23 protein-coding genes are annotated in these 20602 nt (G+C 43.9%); 13 read left to right on the top strand and 10 right to left on the bottom strand.

Features of this window, described 5'->3' with window-relative positions:
• Positions 1–155: 155 nt before the first annotated feature.
• From ACYIB7_RS11095 to ACYIB7_RS11080, 4 genes are read left to right on the top strand one after another with little or no spacing between them, the layout of a single operon-like run.
• Complete coding sequence (locus ACYIB7_RS11095) at positions 156–659, top strand: RNA polymerase sigma factor (RefSeq protein WP_103983767.1); 504 nt, start codon at positions 156–158, stop codon at positions 657–659.
• A 4-nt stretch (positions 660–663) separates the two neighbouring features.
• On the top strand, positions 664–1173 hold the full coding sequence (locus tag ACYIB7_RS11090; protein WP_103983839.1) for a hypothetical protein: 510 nt from the start codon (positions 664–666) through the stop codon (positions 1171–1173).
• 14 nt (positions 1174–1187) lie between these two features.
• Positions 1188–1658, top strand: a complete 471-nt coding sequence (locus ACYIB7_RS11085; protein ID WP_099464894.1) for a DUF6108 family protein — start codon at positions 1188–1190, stop codon at positions 1656–1658.
• Between the two features lie 20 nt (positions 1659–1678).
• Complete coding sequence (locus tag ACYIB7_RS11080; RefSeq protein WP_103983840.1) at positions 1679–2587, top strand: outer membrane beta-barrel protein; 909 nt, start codon at positions 1679–1681, stop codon at positions 2585–2587.
• On the opposite strand, the gene bioD is transcribed toward ACYIB7_RS11080, so the two are convergent.
• The 9 genes from bioD to ACYIB7_RS11035 all read right to left on the bottom strand — a co-directional run bounded on the left by bioD (position 2584) and on the right by ACYIB7_RS11035 (position 12266).
• The gene (gene bioD, locus ACYIB7_RS11075) at positions 2584–3225 is read right to left on the bottom strand and encodes a dethiobiotin synthase (protein ID WP_480337073.1); all 642 of its coding nucleotides are present in this window, start codon (positions 3223–3225) and stop codon (positions 2584–2586) included. The two genes, ACYIB7_RS11080 and bioD, sit on opposite strands and share 4 nt — an antisense overlap.
• A gap of 215 nt (positions 3226–3440) precedes the next feature.
• Positions 3441–4208, bottom strand: coding sequence for a malonyl-ACP O-methyltransferase BioC (gene bioC / locus ACYIB7_RS11070; RefSeq protein ID WP_480337071.1), 768 nt, complete (start codon positions 4206–4208; stop codon positions 3441–3443).
• Positions 4184–4837 (bottom strand): DUF452 family protein, encoded by a 654-nt coding sequence (locus ACYIB7_RS11065; protein ID WP_480337070.1) that lies wholly within the window; start codon positions 4835–4837, stop codon positions 4184–4186. Before ACYIB7_RS11065 ends, bioC begins: the two co-directional genes overlap by 25 nt.
• A 13-nt stretch (positions 4838–4850) precedes the next feature.
• Positions 4851–6002, bottom strand: a complete 1152-nt coding sequence (locus ACYIB7_RS11060) for an 8-amino-7-oxononanoate synthase (RefSeq protein ID WP_103983770.1) — start codon at positions 6000–6002, stop codon at positions 4851–4853.
• Between the two features lie 815 nt (positions 6003–6817).
• Positions 6818–8092: an adenosylmethionine--8-amino-7-oxononanoate transaminase gene (gene bioA, locus ACYIB7_RS11055; RefSeq protein WP_480337068.1), complete on the bottom strand. Its 1275-nt coding sequence runs from the start codon at positions 8090–8092 to the stop codon at positions 6818–6820.
• Positions 8089–9072, bottom strand: coding sequence for a biotin synthase BioB (gene bioB / locus ACYIB7_RS11050; protein ID WP_103983772.1), 984 nt, complete (start codon positions 9070–9072; stop codon positions 8089–8091). Before bioB ends, bioA begins: the two co-directional genes overlap by 4 nt.
• Positions 9069–9503, bottom strand: a complete 435-nt coding sequence (locus tag ACYIB7_RS11045) for a hypothetical protein (RefSeq protein ID WP_103983773.1) — start codon at positions 9501–9503, stop codon at positions 9069–9071. The genes bioB and ACYIB7_RS11045 overlap by 4 nt, the downstream gene beginning before the upstream one ends.
• Before the next feature lie 8 nt (positions 9504–9511).
• The gene (locus ACYIB7_RS11040) at positions 9512–11170 is read right to left on the bottom strand and encodes a peptide MFS transporter (RefSeq protein ID WP_480337066.1); all 1659 of its coding nucleotides are present in this window, start codon (positions 11168–11170) and stop codon (positions 9512–9514) included.
• 28 nt (positions 11171–11198) lie between these two features.
• Positions 11199–12266, bottom strand: coding sequence for a DUF4831 family protein (locus ACYIB7_RS11035; RefSeq protein ID WP_103983775.1), 1068 nt, complete (start codon positions 12264–12266; stop codon positions 11199–11201).
• 356 nt (positions 12267–12622) lie between these two features.
• Here ACYIB7_RS11035 and ACYIB7_RS11030 point away from each other — a divergent pair, with 356 nt between their 5' ends.
• A complete protein-coding gene (locus ACYIB7_RS11030) occupies positions 12623–13837 on the top strand; it encodes a 6-bladed beta-propeller (protein ID WP_480337065.1) in 1215 nt (404 codons plus the stop codon).
• A 116-nt stretch (positions 13838–13953) separates the two neighbouring features.
• On the opposite strand, the gene ACYIB7_RS11025 is transcribed toward ACYIB7_RS11030, so the two are convergent.
• Positions 13954–15465, bottom strand: a complete 1512-nt coding sequence (locus ACYIB7_RS11025; RefSeq protein ID WP_103983777.1) for an NAD(P)H-hydrate dehydratase — start codon at positions 15463–15465, stop codon at positions 13954–13956.
• Positions 15466–15588: 123 nt separating this feature from the next.
• Between ACYIB7_RS11025 and ACYIB7_RS11020 the strand changes: the two genes are divergently transcribed.
• The 8 genes from ACYIB7_RS11020 (at position 15589) to ACYIB7_RS10985 (ending at position 20550) form a co-directional block, all read left to right on the top strand.
• On the top strand, positions 15589–16131 hold the full coding sequence (locus tag ACYIB7_RS11020) for a phosphoribosyltransferase (RefSeq protein ID WP_099464904.1): 543 nt from the start codon (positions 15589–15591) through the stop codon (positions 16129–16131).
• Positions 16132–16264: 133 nt separating this feature from the next.
• Positions 16265–16834 carry an adenylate kinase gene (locus tag ACYIB7_RS11015; RefSeq protein ID WP_103983778.1) on the top strand — a complete coding sequence of 190 codons (570 nt, stop codon included), beginning with the start codon at positions 16265–16267 and terminating at the stop codon, positions 16832–16834.
• A gap of 14 nt (positions 16835–16848) precedes the next feature.
• Positions 16849–18003 (top strand): GTPase ObgE, encoded by a 1155-nt coding sequence (obgE, locus tag ACYIB7_RS11010; protein WP_099464906.1) that lies wholly within the window; start codon positions 16849–16851, stop codon positions 18001–18003.
• Positions 17984–18799 carry a peptidoglycan editing factor PgeF gene (gene pgeF, locus ACYIB7_RS11005; protein ID WP_234999354.1) on the top strand — a complete coding sequence of 272 codons (816 nt, stop codon included), beginning with the start codon at positions 17984–17986 and terminating at the stop codon, positions 18797–18799. Before obgE ends, pgeF begins: the two co-directional genes overlap by 20 nt.
• A 7-nt stretch (positions 18800–18806) precedes the next feature.
• The gene (locus ACYIB7_RS11000; protein ID WP_103983780.1) at positions 18807–19496 is read left to right on the top strand and encodes a B3/B4 domain-containing protein; all 690 of its coding nucleotides are present in this window, start codon (positions 18807–18809) and stop codon (positions 19494–19496) included.
• Positions 19497–19619: 123 nt separating this feature from the next.
• The gene (locus ACYIB7_RS10995) at positions 19620–19820 is read left to right on the top strand and encodes a winged helix-turn-helix domain-containing protein (RefSeq protein WP_103983781.1); all 201 of its coding nucleotides are present in this window, start codon (positions 19620–19622) and stop codon (positions 19818–19820) included.
• A gap of 143 nt (positions 19821–19963) precedes the next feature.
• Entirely contained in the window at positions 19964–20257 is a 294-nt protein-coding gene (locus tag ACYIB7_RS10990; protein ID WP_099464909.1) for a hypothetical protein, read from the top strand.
• A 5-nt stretch (positions 20258–20262) separates the two neighbouring features.
• On the top strand, positions 20263–20550 hold the full coding sequence (locus ACYIB7_RS10985) for a cell division protein ZapA (RefSeq protein ID WP_103983782.1): 288 nt from the start codon (positions 20263–20265) through the stop codon (positions 20548–20550).
• Positions 20551–20602 lie beyond the last annotated feature (52 nt).

Genomic DNA, 20602 nt, shown 5'->3' with positions numbered 1-20602 from the left:
TTGCTATTCTATTAGCTGCCCGTCTTTATCGAAAGATAATGTAACGTCATCGTTTAGTAACAAATCTGGCGGGTGAAAGTTTTTTGCCACTATCGTAATAAAAAAACTTCAGTCTTGTGTTATGTTTTCTTTCCTTTGTCGTCTTAATATCAGAAATGGAACTAGAGACATTCAAAATAACCATATTGCCACTCCGCGGGAAAATGTTTAACCTCTCGAGGAAAATAGTTGAGAACTCCGATGATGCCGAAGATATCGTGCAAGAGGCTTTTCTCAAATTGTGGAATATGCGTGGCCGGCTGGATGAATACGATAATGTGGAAGCTCTGGTTATGATGATTGTCCGTAATCTTACTCTTGACAGGTTAAGAACACGTAGACCCCAGGGGGATGAACCGGATAACCTGTTACTTGACTCCGGGACGATGAATCCCGCAGAACAGCTGGAGCAACAGGATGCAGTGGCCTGCATCAGACACTTGATAGCCGGATTGCCTGCGTTGCAGCAAACTATCATACGGATGAAAGATGTGGAAGGTTACGAGATTGCTGAAATAGCCGGGATAACCGGAGCGCAGCCCGAAGCGATCCGCGTGAATCTTTCGAGGGCACGGAAAAAGATACGAGAACAATACTTAATGTTGAATGGTCAACGATAAAGATATGGATATAGACGGATTATTGGATAAATATTTTGAAGGTGCAACATCTGCTGCCGAAGAAGCCCGGTTGCGTGCCTTCTTCGCTTCGGACGATGTACCCGAAAGGCTGGCTGTTTACAAACCTATCTTTGCTTACTTTGGCGAAGAGATTGCAAAACATTCTGCGCCGTCAGCGGAACAACATAGGGTTGCTGTGGCAAAAAGACCGTTGAGACGCAGGGGTGTGTTCTACGCTGTATCGGGTATTGCGGCTTGTATCCTGCTGGTACTGGGCATCGGGCGTTTGTTGAATCCGCTGGATCCCCGCTTTTGTGCAGACAACTATGTGGTGATAAATGGCCGTTGTTATACCGACATCCACAAAGTGCGTGCTTTCGCTATTGAGGCGCTTCAGGAAGTGGCAACCCCGGCCGAGATGTATTTTCCGGATGATGACGGCGATAATTTTCCCCGTGAGATAGTAAATAGTCAATTACAGGAACTGGGCTCTCTGTTCAGTGATGACGAATAAAACAATACTGCCTTATGAAACAGTTTAAATATCTGATCACATTGCTTTTCGTTGCAATGCTTTGTAGTCTTCAACCGGCCAATATCCGGGCTGCCGAGATGCAGAAAGATTTAAAGATACAAGAAGTCTTCTCCCGCTACGGTATGAAAAGGAATGTCACTATGGTGGAGCTTTCAAACGAGATGCTCGAAACCTATGGCCTTACCCGTTATAAGAGTATCACTATCAAACAGGATGACGAAGCCCTCAGGTTTGTTCGCCGTTGTCTTGAGGCCGATCAGAAAGGTGCCCGAAAGATCAAGGAGGTAACCGATGACGGCGGTGTAGTTTCCGCTTACTATCAGCTACCCGGCAACAAAGAAGACATGAATCGTTTTGTACTATTCAAAGTCAACAAGAAAGGAGTCATTACTCTGGTCTATATAGAAGGGGAACTGGACAGCGATGACCTGATTACTCTTCTATTCACCAAAAAAGATTTATAAACGAATAAAACATATACATGATGAAAAGCGTACTAATCTTATTGGCTGCCTGTTTGTCTGCCCCGGCTTTTGCAAACACAGGATTACAGCCTTCGGCTACCGACACGATTATTATAGTAAAGAACAAGCAAATTGAAGTGAAAGACAATGGCGACCGTCTGAAGGTGAGAGTCTATGAATTGACCGAAGAAGGCGATTCGGTTGACCGGGAAATGGTGTTTGAAGGCCATTACCGCGACGGACAAAGCTATGAACGCCGCAAGCATATCAAGTCTCTGAACATTCCGGTGCCTACGTGGGATAAGAACTTCTCTGCACACTGGGCAGGCTTTGGCATGGGCTTCTGCAATTTTGCCGATGGCAACTTACATGTGAATGACGCCAATGGAGTGTCGCTACGAAGCGGTAAGTCACTCGAATATAATCTGAACTTCCTGGAGTGGAGCTTCCCATTCTCTCGCTATAATTGGGCGGTGGTGACCGGTGCCGGGATGCGTTGGAACCGTTATCGTCTGGATTCGAACAAATACTTTAAAGAAGTCGATGGAGTAACCTCCCTTGTCCCGGCTCCTGACGGAATTGTCTACAGCGCAAGTAAATTAAACACTACCAGCATTACCATCCCACTTTTGCTCGAATGGCAGAAACGGCAAAGGAATAAAACGCTTTACTTCTTCTCTGCCGGTGTGGTGGGAGTATTTAAAACGATGTCTTCCTCCAAGGTGGTTTACAAAGATGCACATGGCGATAAGCATAAGGAGAAGATGGATGGCGGCATGAACCTGCGTCCGGTATCGATGGATATCTTGCTGCAAGCCGGTTTCGACTGGATAGGCCTTTATATGAAATATTCGCCGGTCGGTATCTTTGAACGGCATAAAGGGCCGGAGCTTTATCCGGTCTCGATCGGCTTGCAACTGCATATTTAACCGATAGCGTTGAGCACTGTCACTTTGGCTTCCGGAAACTCTCGCGCCATATATTGGCGCAGATATTCCAGTGTATTTTGTTCGATCAACTCATCCGTGCGGGGGTAAAGGTTGTACACCAGCGTGTGCACCTTTACCCCATATTGTTTGCAGGTATACAGGCTGAGCAGGGTATGGTTGATACTTCCCAGTTTGCCGGAAGTGACAAGGATGAGCGGATAGTCCATCTCCCGGATGTAATCTATTGTAAGTGTGTTGCCACAGATGGGTACCATCAGTCCGCCGGCTCCTTCAAGCAAGATGTATTCATACTTCTCTTGCAGTATGCGGGTGGCGGCGGTTATAACGTCCGGGTCTATTTCTTTGTTGTCTTTTGCTGCTGCCATGTGCGGGGAACAGGGATAAGTAAAGATGTAAGGGCAGGTTAGCCCGGCTTTATCCTCCTCTGTAAAAGGGATGCCTTGCAGACGGCGGTGTATTACGATGTCTTCCGATACGTCTACGTTTCCTGTCTGGATCATCTTTTGGGTGATGACCGATTTGCCTTCGGCTGCCATCTGGCGCGCCATGATTGCGGTGGCATAGGTTTTGCCTACGTTGGTGTCTATGCCTGATACGAATAATACGGTTCCTTTCATCATGTTTATCTTTTAAGTTTGTAGAAATTTGTTGGTATGATAACTCTGCAAAGTGTTTGGAGTTATGGCTCCAGAGTGTCGAGAGTCATGCTTGCAGAGTGTCGAGAGTCATGCTTGCAAAGTGTCGAGAGTTATGCTTGCAAAGTGTCGAGAGTTATAACTCCAAACACTTTGCAATGGTAGTTCTAGTTGTTTTCGATACATTAGGTATTATTTTATAGTCTTTTAGCCAGCAGATAGAGCGGGCGATAGGTCAGGGTTACCTGGTTATTGTCCGTTGAAAACTGTTGTTTGTAGCGGCGGACGAAGTCTTCCTGCATACCCCGCGTCCATTGTCCGTTGTGTGTTGCTGTTACTCCCGTGTATTTGAGATGGCGCAGTACTTCGAGAGGACTGCCAAAGGTAAGCCGTATCGCTTCTTCGCGGCAAACCTCTATATTATAGAACGGGGCAAGCCATTCTTCCCACTGTTTGCCGGAAGGATAGGATAGGCCTTTGCCTGCCGCCTCTTTTACTTCTTGCAGATTACCGGGCGAAAAGGTGCTGAACAGCAATACTCCGCCCTTTGTTTGCATCCCGGCCAGTTTCTTAATAAAATTCAGCGGATCGTGGAACCATTGAAAAGCGGAGGTGGATGCTATCAGATCGTAACCGATGCCAAGCTCTGTGTTTTCGGCATCTCCAATTATGGATTGCGGAGAATGGTTGCAGTGTGTGGCGGCGATAGCCAGCGACTCTCCGCATAAATCATTCAGTACCCAGTCTGCGTTGGGTAGCATTCGTTGCAGGTGACGGGTAAAGCCTCCTGTGCCGCATCCTATTTCGAGGCAACGTCCGAACGGTTGCAGATGGAGAGACAGTATCTTTGCTGCTTCGGCACTGATTCGTTGTTGGGCTACCGCATGCCGGTCGTAGCTGTTCAGTGCGCGGGTGAAGCGTCGCCGGATACATGCCGGTTCTATCGATTGGTTATCTCTTTCCATTGTTTCCATACTTTAAAAGGATAATGCGGGGCGTCAATCTCGGTGAAAGGACATAGCCCCTGCCAGTAATTGCGTTGGTTGCCGGTGGGGAATATCATGTCGTGGGTAGAGACAAAGGCTTTAGTCCAATCTATTCCGCCGGGGTGATTGTCTCTGCTTATGTTGTTATAGAGGTTAAGTAATTCTTCTTTTAACTCAGTTGCCGGACGTGTTGGAAAATGCTGGTATGTTGCCAGTAATTCGCGGCTGCCGCACATACGGCGGTTGAAACGGTTCATGCCCTCGTTGTTTACATTCTCTAAGGTTCCCCGGAAAATGGCGGTGGGAATACCGTATGTATCGTCTATGGGAAGTCCTGTGCCGTTGATAGCTGTGGCAGAGTGCAAAACTGTTTCCGGGCTTATTACATTTGCAGCTACCCAAACCCCCAGCGACCAGGCAACCAGATCGATTTGCCGGTAACGGTCTAATTCTCCGGTAAAAGACAGGTCACGATAGTCGTAACAAATCCATACGTCCGTATCTTCTCCGGCTTCCAGATGGCCGAAGGCTTCGGGGGTGGCAGACCAGCCTGCAAGGCAAAGGACAAGTTTGGTTGCTCCGTTATTTCTTGTTTTCTTTATTTCCATGGCTCCTGTTTGTTTAAGAGATGTTGTGGATTATAGAGGTTAGTTGGTCTATAGCTTGCGTTTCTATAGCAGCGGTGAGCGAGAAACGGATACGCGCCGTCCCCTTTGGTACTGTTGGCGGACGGACGGGCAGACAATAAAAACCTTTGCGTTGCAATTCTTCAGCCTTTAGTATGCAATCGCTGTTCTCTCCAACTATGTATGGGATGATATGGCTGGCGCTGATTTCTCCTCCTGAACCTTTCAGTTTTTCACGCAGCAGGTTGCTTACCTTATGTAATTGCTTCCGTTCTGTAGCGAAGGATGGTAGCAGGTCGAAGATGTACTTCGTCCAGGCTATCTGTGCCGGCGGGAGGGCGGTGCTGAATATGAGCGGCCGCATGGTGTTTACCAGGTATTCGCGAATCACGTTGCTACATAGCAGGTAAGCGCCCATTGAGGCAAGTGCCTTGCCAAAGGTGCCTACCAGCAAGTCGATGTCCTGAATACAATTTTGTTCCTCGGCAAGTCCCAGTCCGGTAGTTCCACGGACACCTATGGCATGGGCTTCGTCTACATAGAGGATGATGTTTGGAAATGCCTTTTTCAGTTCAACCAACCGGTTGAGGTCTGCCGTGTCGCCATCCATACTGAATATGCTTTCCGTTACGACTATAACCTGTTCGTATGCCGGTGATTCTTTTGCCAGTAGCCTTTCCAAATGTGCATAATCGTTATGCTTGTAACGTTGGAAAGCTGCACCGCTTAGTAAGATACCGTCTATAATGCTGGCGTGAACGAGCTTGTCTGCAACAATCAGCGTTTGCTTGTCTGCCAGGGCGGGTAAGATTCCGGTGTTAGCATGGTAGCCGCTGTTAAACAGCAGGCAGGCTTCGCGTCCGAAACGTTTTGCCATATCGGTTTCCATATCTGTGTAGATAGTGTAGTTGCCCGTTAGCAGTCGTGATGAAGTGGACGATAAGGGTAGCTTTGTAACCTTTAGCTTGTCCAGGAAGTCATTGCGAAGGTCTGAACGTGATGCCAGTCCCAAGTAGTCGTTTGACGAGAGGTTCAACATACGTTGTCCCTCTTTCAGAATGTATTTCCCTTCGTGTTCCACTTCCGGCAATCGGCGTAGGGAACCGCTTGCCTTCAAATCGTTGATTGATTTGTTGTAATCTTTCATATTGTGCTTTATTTCTGTTTTATATCTTTTGCAGCTACATCTTTATGCCTGCTGTTTTATGCTTGCTGCGCAAGCTGTTTCTATGTTACTTTTGGCTTGACCCAAAAGTAACCAAAAAGTCAAGGCTGCACCGTCCGGGCTACTCCGGCAAAAGACTTCGCTGAACCGGCGGAACTCGCTACGCTCAGACAGCCGCCGGTTTTAACGCTGCGTCTTTTACCTGCGCTTAACGCCCGGCCGCTGATGCCGCTAACAAGAAAGCTAAGCTAAGCGCAGCTTTCTTTTGGGATGGCCAATACGGTCTGCTCTTTTATGGCTTTAGCCTAAGCTCAATTGCCGTCTGCTTCAGCTGACGGACTAAAGGAATATCTATCTTTAGTGGCTTTAGCCAAATTTCTTTCCGGTAATCTACTTTTAACAATCCTTCTCAATTGGGCTAAAGCCCTGGAAAGAGGATGGCTCTACTATCCATCGGTTTCAACCGATGGCAATTGAAACCAGGCTAAAGCCATCTTTAATCAATACCCGACGGAAGCATTAAAACCAATAGGATAACCTTTTAAGCTATCAACAACAGTAACTTTCAAAGCTATCGATATCGGCCATCCTTAGAGGGAGCGTTGCTCCCTTGTTTCCGGCCTCTGTCGGTGAGCGTAGCGTAGTGCCTTGAATGAGCGCCCGAAGCGTCCGCTGTTTGAGCGAAGCGAGTTCGGACGCTTCAGCGAATGAAAGGCACGAAGCAGCAAACCGACAGTAGCCTTGACCTTTTGGTTACTTTTGGGTCAAGCCAAAAGTGACAGAACAATTCTGAAAGGTTACTTCAGAGACTTAATAACCCCAGAAGTAAGCCGCCTCAACTCTTCGGGACGGATGATAAAGGGAGGCATCAGGTAAACCAATTTTCCAAAAGGACGCACCCAGATACCTTCGTCTACAAAACGTTTTTGAAGGACAGCCATGTTTACAGGGTCTTTCATTTCGATTACACCAATGGCACCTAATACACGCACTTCACGCACAGTGTCCAGACCGCTAGCCGGGGCAAGCTCGCGACATAGTTGTGCTTGTATGGCATCTACTTTTTCTTTCCATCCGCTTTCCAACAGAAGACGCACGGATGCGCAGGCTATAGCGCATGCCAGCGGATTACCCATAAAGGTAGGACCATGCATGAAGCAGCCTGCTTCACCGCTACAGATCGTATCAGCTATGGATTGGGTGGTTATAGTAGCAGAAAGTGTCAGATAGCCACCTGTCAATGCCTTGCCAATACACATAATGTCAGGCTCCACGCCGGCATGTTCCCAGGCAAAAAGCTTTCCGGTACGGCCAAAGCCGGTGGCTATCTCGTCGAAGATCAGCAATACATTATATTGATTACACAATTCGCGGGCACGGACAAGGAAAGCAGGCGAATAGAAGTACATGCCTCCGGCGCCTTGCACGATGGGTTCGAGGATAAGGGCGGCTATTTCTCCGGCGTGCTTTTCGAGCAGGTCTTTCAGTGGAGATATGGCTTCTTCGTTCCATTTATCCTCGTATTTAACCGGAGGTTGTGGCAAAAAGTATTGTATGGGCAGACTGCCGGAGAAGATACCGTGCATCCCGGTGACGGGATCGCATACGGACATGGCATGCCATGTGTCGCCGTGATAGCCGCTACGAATGGTGGCAAACTTACTCTTTGCCGCTTTGTTTTGCGACTGCCAATACTGTATAGCCATCTTCATGGCAACTTCTACGGCTACCGACCCGCTGTCGGCGAAGAATATTTTATCCATTGAAGGCGGTAACAAAGGGAGCAGTAGCGAGGCCAGTTCAACGGCTGGCTCGTGGGTGAAGCCGCCAAACATGATGTGGCTCATCTTCTTTAATTGCTCTTCGGCGGCGGCGTTCAGTAAGGGATGGTTGTAGCCATGCACAGCTGCCCACCACGAAGACATGCCATCAATAAGCTGCCTCCCGTCGGCTAGCGTAATAGTTACTCCTTCGGCTCCGGCTACCGGATAAACGGGCAGCGGATCAATTGTAGATGTGTAAGGGTGCCAGATATGATCGCGGTCGTATTGTAGTAGTTCTTGTGTTGTCATTGTGCCCAGTCTGTGTTTTCGGTGAGTGAATAGCCTTCGGAAGTGAATAGTACTTTATCTGCTTCTACTTTACTGCCGATGGTAGTTAACAGGTCGCCAATGATGGCGGAGTTGATGCCTGTGCGAAGGGCTTTGCGTTGAGTGGCTTCGCTCAGTAATGCACGTCCGCCGGAGAAACGCAGGTAGGCATTCGGATTGATGAAACGAAAAAGGGCAATGGTTGTGAGGAACTCTTCTTCACTGAGCCGTGGTGTTTCGCCTAATGGTGTGCCGGGAATGGGTTGAAGCATGTTGAGAGGGATGGAAAGGATACCTTCCTGTTGGAGGAAAAGTGCCATCTCGATACGCTGCTCCATTGTTTCTCCCATACCGATAATGCCGCCGGAGCAGATGCGGAAGCCTATCTGGCGTGCAGCCCGGATGGTCTCCATCTTTTGTTCTGTAGTATGGGTGGTACAGAGCTTGCGAAAGTAGGAGGGAGCCGTTTCGATGTTGCAGTGGTAGTTCTCTACACCGCTGTCGTACAGCTTTTGTAGTTGATTATGGGTGAGTAGTCCCATGGAAGCGCAACATTTGATGTCGCTCTGTTGCTTAATCTGGCGGATGGTACCGGTAATCGTTTCCATCTCTTTGTCACTTACACGCTTTCCGCTGGTTACGAGGGCAAAGCGTCCGATACCTTGTTGGCGGTTATGGACAGCGTGGCGGACGCATTCTTCTGCCGGCAGCAAGGGGTAGAGTGTCACCTCTGTTTTATAGTGTCCCGACTGAGCGCACCATTTGCAGTCTTCGCTACAGTTGCCGCTTTTGGCGTTAACGATGGAACAGGTGTCAAACTTGTTGCCCATAAAGTGGCGGGTGATTTGACGGGCGGCTTCGTATAAAGCCTTTTTGTCGGGAGAGGACGCTAGGAAGAGTGCTTCCTTTTCATTGAGCAGATGACCGTCCAGTACGTGTTGTTTCAGTGATTCGATTGTCATATGTTTGTTGGATTATAGGCATAAAAAAACGGAAGGAAACCGGCGTTGTGCCGGCTGCCTTCCGTTATATTGGAATAGTGAATATTGTTTTGTTTATTGCATACTGTTAGCGCAACATTGGCTAATAGTATTTCTGTTGACAACAAGCAGTTTGCAATAGCTTGCGGAAGACCTGTAATTTCCTCGGCAACCCATTCGTTTTGGATGCTGATGCTGTCGTCTTTTCCCTGGCAACCATTTTCAAAAAGGTCGGCAACGGAATGCTGGGATGTATTCTTTGCCAAAAACCGGTCTGATACGCTTGCCGACAACTGTCCGATTGTAACTGCCCGCCCCAGACTAAAGAATACGGCATATCCTTTACGGCTCCATCGTCTGAAACGGAAAGTGCCGTTGGTTGGCAGTTGATTGCTGACAGTTGACAGGTTCATTCTATTTTTTATTTAGCTACTTTTTCCAGTTTCTTCATGATAGAAAACATAAAGAGTGCGGACAGTAAGCACAGAACGATAAGTACGCTCCATACCATCCATAATTCCATACCTCCCCACAGGTAACCGATGATGGCAACCATGTAGTTGCCAATGGCGGTTGCCACGAACCAACCGCCCATCATGGCACCTTTATATTTAGGAGGTGCTACTTTGGATACGAAGGAGATACCCATCGGCGAGAGCAATAACTCTGCAAATGTCAGTACCAGGTAGGTCGAGATTAACCAGTTGGGAGAAACCAATACCTGTAATTTGCTATCTGCAGCTAAAGCATCCGGTGTAGGTAAGCCCATAGAACCGATTGCCAGGATTAAGAAACCGCAAGCGGCAATCAACATACCTGTTCCGATCTTACGGGGTGCGGAGGGCTCTTTCTTCTTGTTGGCCAGATAGCCGAATATCGCAAGCGATACGGGGGTTAAAGCGACAACAAAGAAAGGGTTAAATTGTTGGAACTGCTGAGGCAGAATTGTCATTGTTTCCGGCATCGACATGTAGTTGATACCTAAAGCTACCAATGCAACTACCGTTACGATGATAGAGATCAGTTTCTTTTGTGATTGGAATATAGAGAACGCACCGTAAATGGCTACTACCAGGAAGGTAAGGTTCAGCACATCGAATCCTAAACGATCCAGGCCGGTAGCCTGATTGGCCGTATAGTCGCGTGCGAAGAATGTCATTGTCAAACCGTTCTGATGGAATGCCATCCAGAAGAATAATACAACGGCAAATACCAGCAACAGAGCAACGATACGTTGTTTTGTCTCGGCAGGTGATAATTCTTCCTGATGTGTATTGGTCGTTGTAGCAGCCTGAGCCTGTTTTGTATTTACATCTGCATGTTTGAATGTAGAGCGGAAAGCCGTGTAAATAGCCATAGAGATAATCAACGAAACGCAGGCAACACCGAAACCGTAGTTATAGGCTTCCGACAGACGTTCGATATAAGCGTTACAGAAAGAAGCCATATCTCCTGTATAATGTTGTGCTGCTTGAAGCCCGGCAAGTACTTCTTTGTTTTCTGCAGAAATGGTTCCGTTCAAAAACTGGTGAGCCAGCGAAGGTATCTGAGATTCGTAGAAGAAGTTGTATTTGGCAAGCATCCAGTCTGTCATCTTGGTTGCTGCAGTCGGGGCATACATTGCACCTATGTTGATAGCCATGTAAAAAATACTGAAAGCCTGGTCGCGTTTGTTCTTGTATTCAGGGGCATCGTAAAGGTTTCCTACCATCACCTGAAGGTTCCCTTTGAAAAGACCTGTTCCGCAAGCAATCAGTGCCAATGAGCCAAACATCAATGCTTTTCCTGTTTCTGCTCCGGTTGGAATAGCGAGCAGCATATAACCTACAAACATGATGATAATACCGCTGGTAACCATCTTCCCGTAGCCGAATTTGTCGGCCAGCATACCACCTATAAGCGGGGTAAAGTAAACGAAAGCCAGAAAGCTGGCGAAAATGGTAGAGGTTTCGGCTGCCGAATAGCCAAATTTGGCTTGCAAAAAGAGCGTGAAAATTGCAAGCATAGTGTAATAGCCAAAGCGTTCGCCAGTATTGGCTAAGGCCAGGGCAAATAGTCCTTTAGGTTGTCCTTGTAACATGTGTTTTAGATACTATTAGGTTTATAAATTATTGAATAATCTGTTTAATGGCACCGGTTTCGGGATAGAAATAAATTTTGACCGGTGCTTTTTTATCTTCAAACATCACAGGCGCCAGGCCTTCGCGGCTACCGAATTGTGTGATTTGTACTTCTCCTTTGAATAGGGGCTTTTTATTCATAAAGATTTCGACGTTGGCTTTTCCCGGTACATTGTAAACGATACCTTTAAGGGATTTATCTTTCTTTTCTGCTTCTTTGGCGTCCAGGAGCGGTGCGCGTTCGGTTGCTTTCAGGTTCATGTAGACTGGTGTACCTCCCAAATCATCGGCATCTATGATTCCTAATTGATCGGAGAAGCGGAAAAGGACTTCTTTGTCCAGGTCGTCGTTAGGTATTATACTTACTTCATAATGATCTGTTTCTTTTGTCAAGATTCCGGTAAACAGGTTGGAAAGGGCTTTTTCTTGTTCTTCCAGTTGCTGGATAACCAGTTTCATAGCTTCACCGTCGGGTGGAAGGTTATCTGCTTCCCCGGTAAGGATATTCATACGGCTTTCGCGTATACGGTAGATTTGTTTGGCTGCAACTTCCGCTTGTTTAGCTGTAGAACCAGCCATAAGCAGTTCTTCCGAATATACAGACGCATCTGCTACTTTCTGGGATGCGGTTTTCTTATTTTTTATTACGTCCAGCTCCGATTCGGTCGGCGTATATTCGGCATTGATAGAACAGAGCAAGCCGTCTTCTGTCAGGTAAGCGTAAGGAGCGACGGTGTTTTGCTTAAACTCAACAATGTAGGTGTTGTCGGCATCGGGTAAACCTTTGTTGATAAGGCTTATTTTGCCTAGTTCATAATATACTTTGTCTTCGGTTACAGCGTCCTTTACGCCCAGATACTTTTCTGCATATTTGTAATAAGGTCCGGCCTTGCAGGTTACTTTGGTCACTTCTGCATCTATAACCAATGAGGTTTTAGGTAATGAATAAGTGATACCGAAATTATTGGCTTTGACGGCGTTTTTCTTTATCACTTTTGTTTGTGCCATTCCTGGTACGGTAAGCAGTAAACTTGCTATAATGATAAGATTCTTCATATTCCAAATCTATTTAAGTCTGTGAATGATTGCACAAAACTAGGAAATATTTTCGGTGTTGACAAGCGCAAACAGAGTTCTTACTTATTATAATGGCGCTTTTTTACAAATCATCATGGTCATTTGACTTCATTCCTAGATCGTTTTAGAACAGTCTGGATTCTTCTCCCAACTCATAGTTATGGTTGTTTAAATTCATAGTTATGATTCAGGAAAGTTATAACTATGAGTTGGGAGAGAAAGAAGGAGAGATAATTGAATATATTTTGGACAGATTTTTTGTTTTTATTATATTTATGTATCATTGTACGTAAAATTATGCAAACACATTGTAAAATGTATTTATGGCGTGTATTATGAGTGTGGAAAAAATTCTGATAAGTGTTATTGTTATAACTGTTCTTTGCGGTTGTAAAAGGAGGATGGTAAATGAAAGTGCTCAGGAGATTATATCTGTAAATCCTTATGAAGCAGAGAAAAGTGTTAATTTATCCGAGTTCGTGGATTCAGTGAAATGTATACGATTACAAACGGATTCTGACGATTTTATGGGGAGAATCAGGGAGATCGTTATTCGGGAACAATATATTTATGCGATTGATATTATTCAACAGATGATCTTCCTTTTTGATAAAACGGGCAAATTTGTAACGAAGCTAAATAAACGAGGAGAAGGACCTGGTGAATATCGATTTATAGGGCCTGTGTTTATCGATGAAAATGAAGAATATATAGAATTGATTGATTATGGAGGAAAAGAAGATATGAAATTAAAATATTCAAATATATCATTTGATTTATTAGAATCGCATCCTTTCCCTCATGTCAGATGTAATTCGTGTAAAGAAAAAGATGGAATTTATTATTTTTCTCCACAACATCTTGATGATGTAATAAATGGAAAAAAGGTAAATGCAAATTTAGTAATTCTTGACCGTGAGAGGAACAAGAAGGTGTTTTTTGATAAGGCAATAGAAACTAATGGCTCTTCATTTTGTGCGAACATAGAAAGCTTTGCTAGGAATGATAAAGATGAACTGTTTGTTTCATTTATGTATGATAATACATTTTATAAATTGGATACGACGGAAGTGTCTCCTGCTATTACAGTAGATTTTGGCAAATATGGCATGGATAATTCAGTAGGGTTGGAGCCATTGGGGAAACAGATTGAATATATTAGACAGTTGGACGGATTGGCATCTTTTCCGGTTCTTAATATAAACAATTCGGATATTATGTCTTTTTCTTATTATTTTAAAGAAACTGGAGACGCAAGAATGTATCGGGAGCAAGATTATAGGATGTATATAAGATTAAAGGAAGATAATAAAGTATATCACGTGAAGCAAATAAAAAATGATATAACTGATTTTCCTGAAAATGTATATATTAGTTCTTATTTTTTTGATTGTGCCCATGAGGTTTGGTATGATGATTATTTGGTTGATATTGTGATACCGAGTTCTTATTTTTATAATAGAAATGCGGATAAAATATATATTGATGGTTTAGGTGAAATTACTTCAGAGGACAATCCTGTCATTGTGATGATGAAATTGAAAAAATAAGAGACTATGATCAATTTGGGTGTAGATGTAGGTAATTTTTATGTAAAGCTAATATTAACAGTATGCAAAAAGGAGTTGTTGCCTGTTAATACTAGCTTTGTATTGAATTTGTATTGTTATCTCAATTGCTTAAAGGCTTTTCCTAACATGTCGGTAATGTCTCCGGCAATCATGCTTTCTTCCGAACGGTAGGCTGTTGCCAGATCTCCGGCTGTTCCGTGCAGGAATACGCCTGTTACGGCGGCTGTTTCCGGTTCAAAGCCTTGGGCTAATAAACCTAGGATAATTCCAGTTAAGACATCTCCGCTGCCGGCAGTTGCCATACCCGGATTTCCACTATTGTTGAAATATATGTTTCCTTCCGGGGTACATGTCGCCGTATATGCTCCTTTCAGAACAATGCAGAGTTTGTGATCGATAGCGAATGTTTTTGCTTTTAGCAGACGCTCGTATGAACAACTGCTTTCTCCTGCCATGCGGTCGAACTCTTTAGGGTGAGGTGTCAGAATGCTGCGGGCAGGGATACGTTCCAGTAAGTCTTTGTTGGAAGCCAACAGGTTCAGTGCGTCCGCATCCAGAACCATTGGTTTCTCGACAGATTGTAATAAACGCTCCATTGCAGCTCCTGATTCCATGTGCTGTCCTAATCCCGGGCCGATGCCGATAGCCGTGTATGTTGATATTTCCGGTATTGTTGTGAAACGGTCTGTGTTCGGATCAAAACTTAGCATTGCTTCCGGAAATGCTGTTTGGAATATGGTTTCGCCTCGTTGGGGTATGTGTACGGTTAGTAGTCCTACTCCACTACGCAAGCAAGCTCTGGCTGCTAAAAGAGCAGCGCCCATTTTTCCTTTGCTTCCGGCTATTAATAAGGCGTGTCCGAACGTTCCTTTATGAGAAAATCGTTCGCGGGGAGTAAATACCTGGGCTACATCATCTTCGGTAACCAATACAAATGGAGTCTGGGTTTCTTCTATGATGTCAGGATGAAGGCCGATGTCCAAAACCTTCCATTTCCCAACATATACGGCATTTTCGGGTAAAAAGAACGCTAGTTTCGGAAAGCCGAATGTAAAGGTGTAATCCGCCTTTATGATGGCTTTGGGTTCATTTTTCCGGTTGTCTTCTCCGAATAGTCCGGAAGGTATGTCTATAGAAACGACTGTTGCTTCGCAGTGGTTGATATAGTCTACCATTCCTGCAAACCCTCCGGTGAGCGGACGGTTCAGTCCCGAACCGAATAGCCCGTCAATAACTATATCGTGTTCATCCAGCGTAGGGGGATCAAAATCGGCAATTACTTCTGTAAAGTCTGCATCTTCCATATCCCGGAGGCGTTGTTTATTCATTTCGCAATCCTGCGATAAAATGCCTGTAGGATTGAATAAATATGTTTCAACCTTGTATGATTCATCAGTCAACAAACGGGCTATGGCTAATGCGTCGGCACCATTATTGCCTTGCCCGGCAAATATGACAATACGTGTTTGTTTGGAAAACCGGCGGCAAAATTCATGAAGAAATACTGTAGCTGCACGTTCTACCAGATCGATGGAACTGATGGGCTCATTCAGGATTGTATATTGATCGAGCTCCTTTACTTTGTCGGTTGCAAAAATCTTAATCATAATTATGTAATCTCAAGTGATTATTCTGTTTACAAAAGTATAATAAACTTTGCTATGTTGCTACTCTTTTTTGTGCATCCCCGAAAAAGTTATAACTTTGCCGTCTCGTAATTTAATCGGTATATGGACAGAATCCGCCTAAAAGACAAAGAATTTGAACTCTTTATTTCTGAAAATGAAATAAAAGATGCTATCCGCCGGATGGCAGAACGTATAGAAGCTGATATAAAAGATACAGACCCTTTGTTTGTTGGTATTTTGAATGGGGCTTTCATGTTTGTTTCGGAACTGATGAGTTATTTAAACGGTCCGTATGAATTGACTTTTGCCCGTTATTCTTCCTATCGCGGTACTTCTACAACAGGAACGATAAATGAAATTATGCCGATACGGGTGGATGTTAAAAATCGCCCTCTGATTCTTTTGGAAGACATTATCGATACGGGTTATACGATGCAGCATGTGATGAATAAACTTCGCGAACAAGGCGCCTCGAGTGTGAAACTGGCTACCATGCTGTTTAAACCGGATGCTTTGAAATGTGACCTGAAACCGGATTATATAGGATTGGAGATCCCGAATGATTTTATTGTAGGTCACGGTCTGGATTATGATGAAGCCGGGCGGTCATATAGAGACATCTATAAACTGGCTGTCGATAAGTAGGGTGATAAGTGGATTAATAGAAAAAGAGAGAGTAATAATAATATTGTAGAAAATGTTGGCATTGCAGTGGAGGGAAGAGACTGATGATTGTCGCTTGTCAACTGTCAACTGTCGATTTAAAACAAAGTTTTTTATGTTGAACATTGTCATTTTTGGTGCTCCCGGTTCAGGAAAGGGGACACAGAGCGAGTTGATTATTAAAGAATATGGTTTGGATCATATTTCTACCGGTGATGTGTTACGTTCGGAAATGAAGAATGAAACAGAACTGGGCAAGGTTGCCAAAGGTTATATCGAAAAAGGACAGTTGGTTCCTGATGAACTGATTGTTGATATGCTGGCAAAAGTCCTTGATAGCAAGAAAGCTTCAAAAGGTGTTATTTTTGATGGTTTTCCCCGTACGATTCCACAGGCAAAAGCATTGAAAGAAATGTTGAACAAACGTGGAACAGATGTCTCTGTTATGTTGAACCTGCAAGTTGACGAACCGGAATTGATTAACCGTTTGCTGGAACGTGGAAAAGTTTCGGGTCGTTCGGATGATAATTTAGAAACAATTAAGTCCAGATTGGACGTTTATCATAAACAAACGGCACCTTTAGCTGATTATTATATCGGAGAAGGTAAGCATGTTGCTATCCACGGTATGGGTACGATCGAAGAAATATTCGGACGTATCAAAGATGCAGTAAAGAACGTATAATAAATAAAAAGACTATGGCCGAATCAAACTTTGTAGATTATGTAAAGATCTATTGCCGCTCGGGAAAGGGTGGAAGAGGATCTTCCCACTTTCGTCGCGAGAAATATATTCCGAAAGGAGGTCCCGACGGAGGCGACGGAGGGCGAGGAGGTCATGTGTATCTTCGTGGAAACCGGAATTACTGGACGCTGCTGCACTTGAAGTTTGAACGTCATATAATGGCGACAAATGGTGAAGGTGGGAGTGCAAAACGCAGTTACGGCAAGGATGGCGAAGATCGTACCATTGAAGTCCCTTGTGGAACTGTTGTTTATGATGCCGATACCGGAGAGTTTATCTGCGATGTGACAGAAGACGGTCAGGAGGTTATGCTGCTGAAAGGCGGACGGGGCGGATTAGGTAACTGTCATTTCAAGACTTCTACCAATCAGGCTCCCCGTTATGCGCAACCAGGTGAACCGGCTCAGGAGAGAAAAATAATTCTTCAGTTAAAACTGTTGGCTGATGTTGGTTTAGTTGGGTTCCCGAACGCAGGTAAATCAACTTTGCTTTCTGTCGTTTCGGCTGCAAAACCCAAAATTGCAAACTATCCTTTTACAACACTGGAGCCTAATTTAGGTATTGTAAGTTATCGTGATAACCGTTCGTTTGTAATGGCAGATATTCCCGGTATTATAGAAGGTGCCAGTGAAGGCAAAGGCTTGGGGTTGCGTTTCCTTCGTCATATAGAACGTAATTCGTTACTTCTGTTTATGGTTCCTGCGGATGCTGACGATATAAAGAAGGAGTATGAAATACTTCATAACGAACTGGTAAAATACAATCCTGAACTATTGGATAAACGCCGCGTGCTGGCTATTACTAAAAGTGATATGCTGGACGATGAGCTGATAGAGGCACTTTCTGCCGATTTGCCGGAAGGTATTCCCCATGTGTTCATTTCTTCTGTTACGGGAATGGGTATTACAGAATTGAAAGATATATTATGGAAAGAGTTGAACAAAGAAAACTTCCATGATGTAGAACGTATAGTTCATAAGAATATTGATGTAAATGCAATACTTCTGGATGATGACGATGATGATTATGTTTTTCCTGAAGATGACGACGATCCCGAAGAAGATTATGAGGACTATGATTGGGACAAAGATGAAGATACTGAAAAATGATACATTGAAAGTGTTGCAGTTTTCCGGATTAAGCGGGTTCTGCAACACTTTTCATTTTGTTACGACCCGGCACGGAGGCGTGAGTAAGGGGAATTATGCAACGATGAATCCGGGAATGTACTCCGGTGATGATTTGGGTTCTGTTCGGATGAATTTGGAATTTCTTTCGAGAGGAATTGGAATTTCTTCCGAATGTATTTTTTTCCCACATCAGGTTCATGGATGTGAAATATGCTCATTGGATGAATCTTTCTTATCTCTTCCCGGAAAAGAACAAACTGCTTTTTTAGACGGAGCGGATGCTTTGGTTACTGATGTGGCCGGTATATGCGTTGCTGTCTCTACGGCTGATTGTGTGCCTGTTTTACTTTATGCAGCAGATAAGAAGGTTGTGGCGGCAGTTCATGCCGGTTGGCGTGGAACGGTACAACAGATTGTGGCGAAAACGGTGTCTGTGTTAGTTGATGAATATGGTTGTAATCCATTGTCTGTTTTTGCAGGTATCGCACCTTCTATTGGCAAAGAATCGTTTGAAGTAGGCGATGAAGTATTGGATGCTTTTATACAATCGGGTGTGGACGTGGAACGTATTGCTTATAGAAATCCGATAACAGGTAAAGCCCATATTGACTTGTGGGAAGCAAATCGTATGCAGTTGTTGGACGCAGGCATTCCTTCTTCGCAGATCGAGGTTGCCGGAATATGTACATATACGCATTATAATGATTTTTTTTCTGCTCGCCGACTGGGAATAAAGAGTGGCAGGATATTATCCGGAATAATGATTAAAGACTGATAAACCTATGATTCAAATTTCAATTTCTGAGGAAATAACTTTAGCTTGTCCTGATTTGCATGTATTGGCAATAGCTTGTGAGGTAAGAAATACGGAATCGGATCCATTGCTGTGGGAAGAAATTAATCAAATGGAAAGTATTGTTTCTTCAACTACTAAACTGGAAGAAATAAACAAATGGCTTCCTATATTGGCCACACGCCAGGCATATAAGAAATTGGGTAAAGATCCGAATCGATATCGTCCGTCGGCAGAGGCTTTGCGTAGGCGTATTTTGCGCGGATTAGGTCTGTATAAGGTTGATACGCTTGTCGATTTAATAAATCTTGTATCTATTAAAAGCGGATATTCTATCGGGGGATTTGATGCCGGTAAAATAGACGGAAATCTTATTTTGGGCGTTGGAAAAGAAGGAGAAATGTATCATGGTATTGGACGCGGCGAATTAAATATTGCGGGTTTGCCTGTATATCGCGATAACGTAGGAGGTATCGGAACTCCGACCAGTGACGAAGAACGGACTAAAATAGAAATGACAACCAAAAGCCTGTTAATGATTATAAATGGATATGCCGGAAAAGAAGGGCTGATAGAGGCTGGGAGTTATGCAGCCAACTTGTTAAAAAGATATGTTTCAGCAATAAAAATTGAATCGGAGCTTATTTCTTTAAATAATAGAGTTAAAATAGTGTTATAATGGTATTAATTATTGCATTGAAAGGTGAAAATGTATTATTTTTATGCTAAAAAACATCTATTTCCTTTTGTCTTAATTGATTAATCCCTAAATTTGCCACGTAAACAAAAAGAAATCAAAGAAATGATTGAATTGATTGGTACAAATGCAGGTCTGGTTTGGAATATCTTAAACGGAGGCGGCAAAATGAGTGTTAAGGCAATTAAGAAAGCAACTAAGATCAAAGCAGAGAAAGATTTATATGCTGCATTTGGTTGGTTAGCCAAAGAAGGCAAATTAGCTTTTGAAGAAGTTGAAGGTGAAGTATTTGTTTCGCTGGTTTAATAAGTGAAATAGACGAAAGATTTAAAGAAGGCTGTCTGATACCGATTAGACAGCCTTTTGTTTATCCTTTTCTGTCAAAAAAAGGAGCAGATTGTTGCTTAATTCAATTCTAAAGTTTACTTTTGTCTAGAATTTGGTGTGAAATGACCGAAGATCATAATAAATTGCTCGCTGTCTTTGAAGTAAGGGTTCGTGATTTGATAGCACTTTGTGAGAAGCAAAGGCGTAAAATTAACGAACTGGAAAAGGCTTTGGAAGTCAAGGATGTAGAATTACAGCAGGTGAAAGAAAAGATTGACGAATTAAATGCCAAGTGTGATAATATGCTAACGGCCAGGGTTGTTTCCGTAAGTGAAGGAGAGGCAAGAGGTGCCCGGATGCGATTATCAAAATTAGTGCGGGAAGTAGACAAATGCATTGCACTATTAAATGAATAGACGCGATGGATGACCCATTAGGTATACATTTAAATATAGCAGGTAAGAGTTATCCACTTACGATAGAACGTAAAGATGAAGAAATTTACCGGAAAGCGGAAGTTCGTGTCCGTGAGGTGGTTTCTCTTTATCATTCACGTTTTGGAAGTGATATGAAAGATTTGTTAGCCATGGCGGCTGTTCATCTGGCATTGCAGAATTTACAGTTGCGAGATAAGAATGATACAAGTCCTTTTACGGAGAAGATACAACAACTTACAGCAGAGTTGGAGTCGTATCTGAAAGAGAAATAAATTGTATGTCATACTGTAAGGAGTAGTTTTCCGCACTGCTTTACACGGAAGT

It is taken from the genome of Parabacteroides sp. KHUB-03 (assembly GCF_056640975.1).
This window is presented reverse-complemented; position numbering and strand designations above follow the sequence as displayed.

Coding starts and splice junctions, on each gene's coding strand:
- ACYIB7_RS11095 (WP_103983767.1), top strand. CDS start 156: ATGGAACTAGAGACATTCAAAATAACCATATTGCCACTCCGCGGGAAA.
- ACYIB7_RS11090 (WP_103983839.1), top strand. CDS start 664: ATGGATATAGACGGATTATTGGATAAATATTTTGAAGGTGCAACATCT.
- ACYIB7_RS11085 (WP_099464894.1), top strand. CDS start 1,188: ATGAAACAGTTTAAATATCTGATCACATTGCTTTTCGTTGCAATGCTT.
- ACYIB7_RS11080 (WP_103983840.1), top strand. CDS start 1,679: ATGAAAAGCGTACTAATCTTATTGGCTGCCTGTTTGTCTGCCCCGGCT.
- bioD (WP_480337073.1), bottom strand. CDS start 3,225: ATGAAAGGAACCGTATTATTCGTATCAGGCATAGACACCAACGTAGGC.
- bioC (WP_480337071.1), bottom strand. CDS start 4,208: ATGGAAAGAGATAACCAATCGATAGAACCGGCATGTATCCGGCGACGC.
- ACYIB7_RS11065 (WP_480337070.1), bottom strand. CDS start 4,837: ATGGAAATAAAGAAAACAAGAAATAACGGAGCAACCAAACTTGTCCTT.
- ACYIB7_RS11060 (WP_103983770.1), bottom strand. CDS start 6,002: ATGAAAGATTACAACAAATCAATCAACGATTTGAAGGCAAGCGGTTCC.
- bioA (WP_480337068.1), bottom strand. CDS start 8,092: ATGACAACACAAGAACTACTACAATACGACCGCGATCATATCTGGCAC.
- bioB (WP_103983772.1), bottom strand. CDS start 9,072: ATGACAATCGAATCACTGAAACAACACGTACTGGACGGTCATCTGCTC.
- ACYIB7_RS11045 (WP_103983773.1), bottom strand. CDS start 9,503: ATGAACCTGTCAACTGTCAGCAATCAACTGCCAACCAACGGCACTTTC.
- ACYIB7_RS11040 (WP_480337066.1), bottom strand. CDS start 11,170: ATGTTACAAGGACAACCTAAAGGACTATTTGCCCTGGCCTTAGCCAAT.
- ACYIB7_RS11035 (WP_103983775.1), bottom strand. CDS start 12,266: ATGAAGAATCTTATCATTATAGCAAGTTTACTGCTTACCGTACCAGGA.
- ACYIB7_RS11030 (WP_480337065.1), top strand. CDS start 12,623: ATGAGTGTGGAAAAAATTCTGATAAGTGTTATTGTTATAACTGTTCTT.
- ACYIB7_RS11025 (WP_103983777.1), bottom strand. CDS start 15,465: ATGATTAAGATTTTTGCAACCGACAAAGTAAAGGAGCTCGATCAATAT.
- ACYIB7_RS11020 (WP_099464904.1), top strand. CDS start 15,589: ATGGACAGAATCCGCCTAAAAGACAAAGAATTTGAACTCTTTATTTCT.
- ACYIB7_RS11015 (WP_103983778.1), top strand. CDS start 16,265: ATGTTGAACATTGTCATTTTTGGTGCTCCCGGTTCAGGAAAGGGGACA.
- obgE (WP_099464906.1), top strand. CDS start 16,849: ATGGCCGAATCAAACTTTGTAGATTATGTAAAGATCTATTGCCGCTCG.
- pgeF (WP_234999354.1), top strand. CDS start 17,984: ATGAAGATACTGAAAAATGATACATTGAAAGTGTTGCAGTTTTCCGGA.
- ACYIB7_RS11000 (WP_103983780.1), top strand. CDS start 18,807: ATGATTCAAATTTCAATTTCTGAGGAAATAACTTTAGCTTGTCCTGAT.
- ACYIB7_RS10995 (WP_103983781.1), top strand. CDS start 19,620: ATGATTGAATTGATTGGTACAAATGCAGGTCTGGTTTGGAATATCTTA.
- ACYIB7_RS10990 (WP_099464909.1), top strand. CDS start 19,964: ATGACCGAAGATCATAATAAATTGCTCGCTGTCTTTGAAGTAAGGGTT.
- ACYIB7_RS10985 (WP_103983782.1), top strand. CDS start 20,263: ATGGATGACCCATTAGGTATACATTTAAATATAGCAGGTAAGAGTTAT.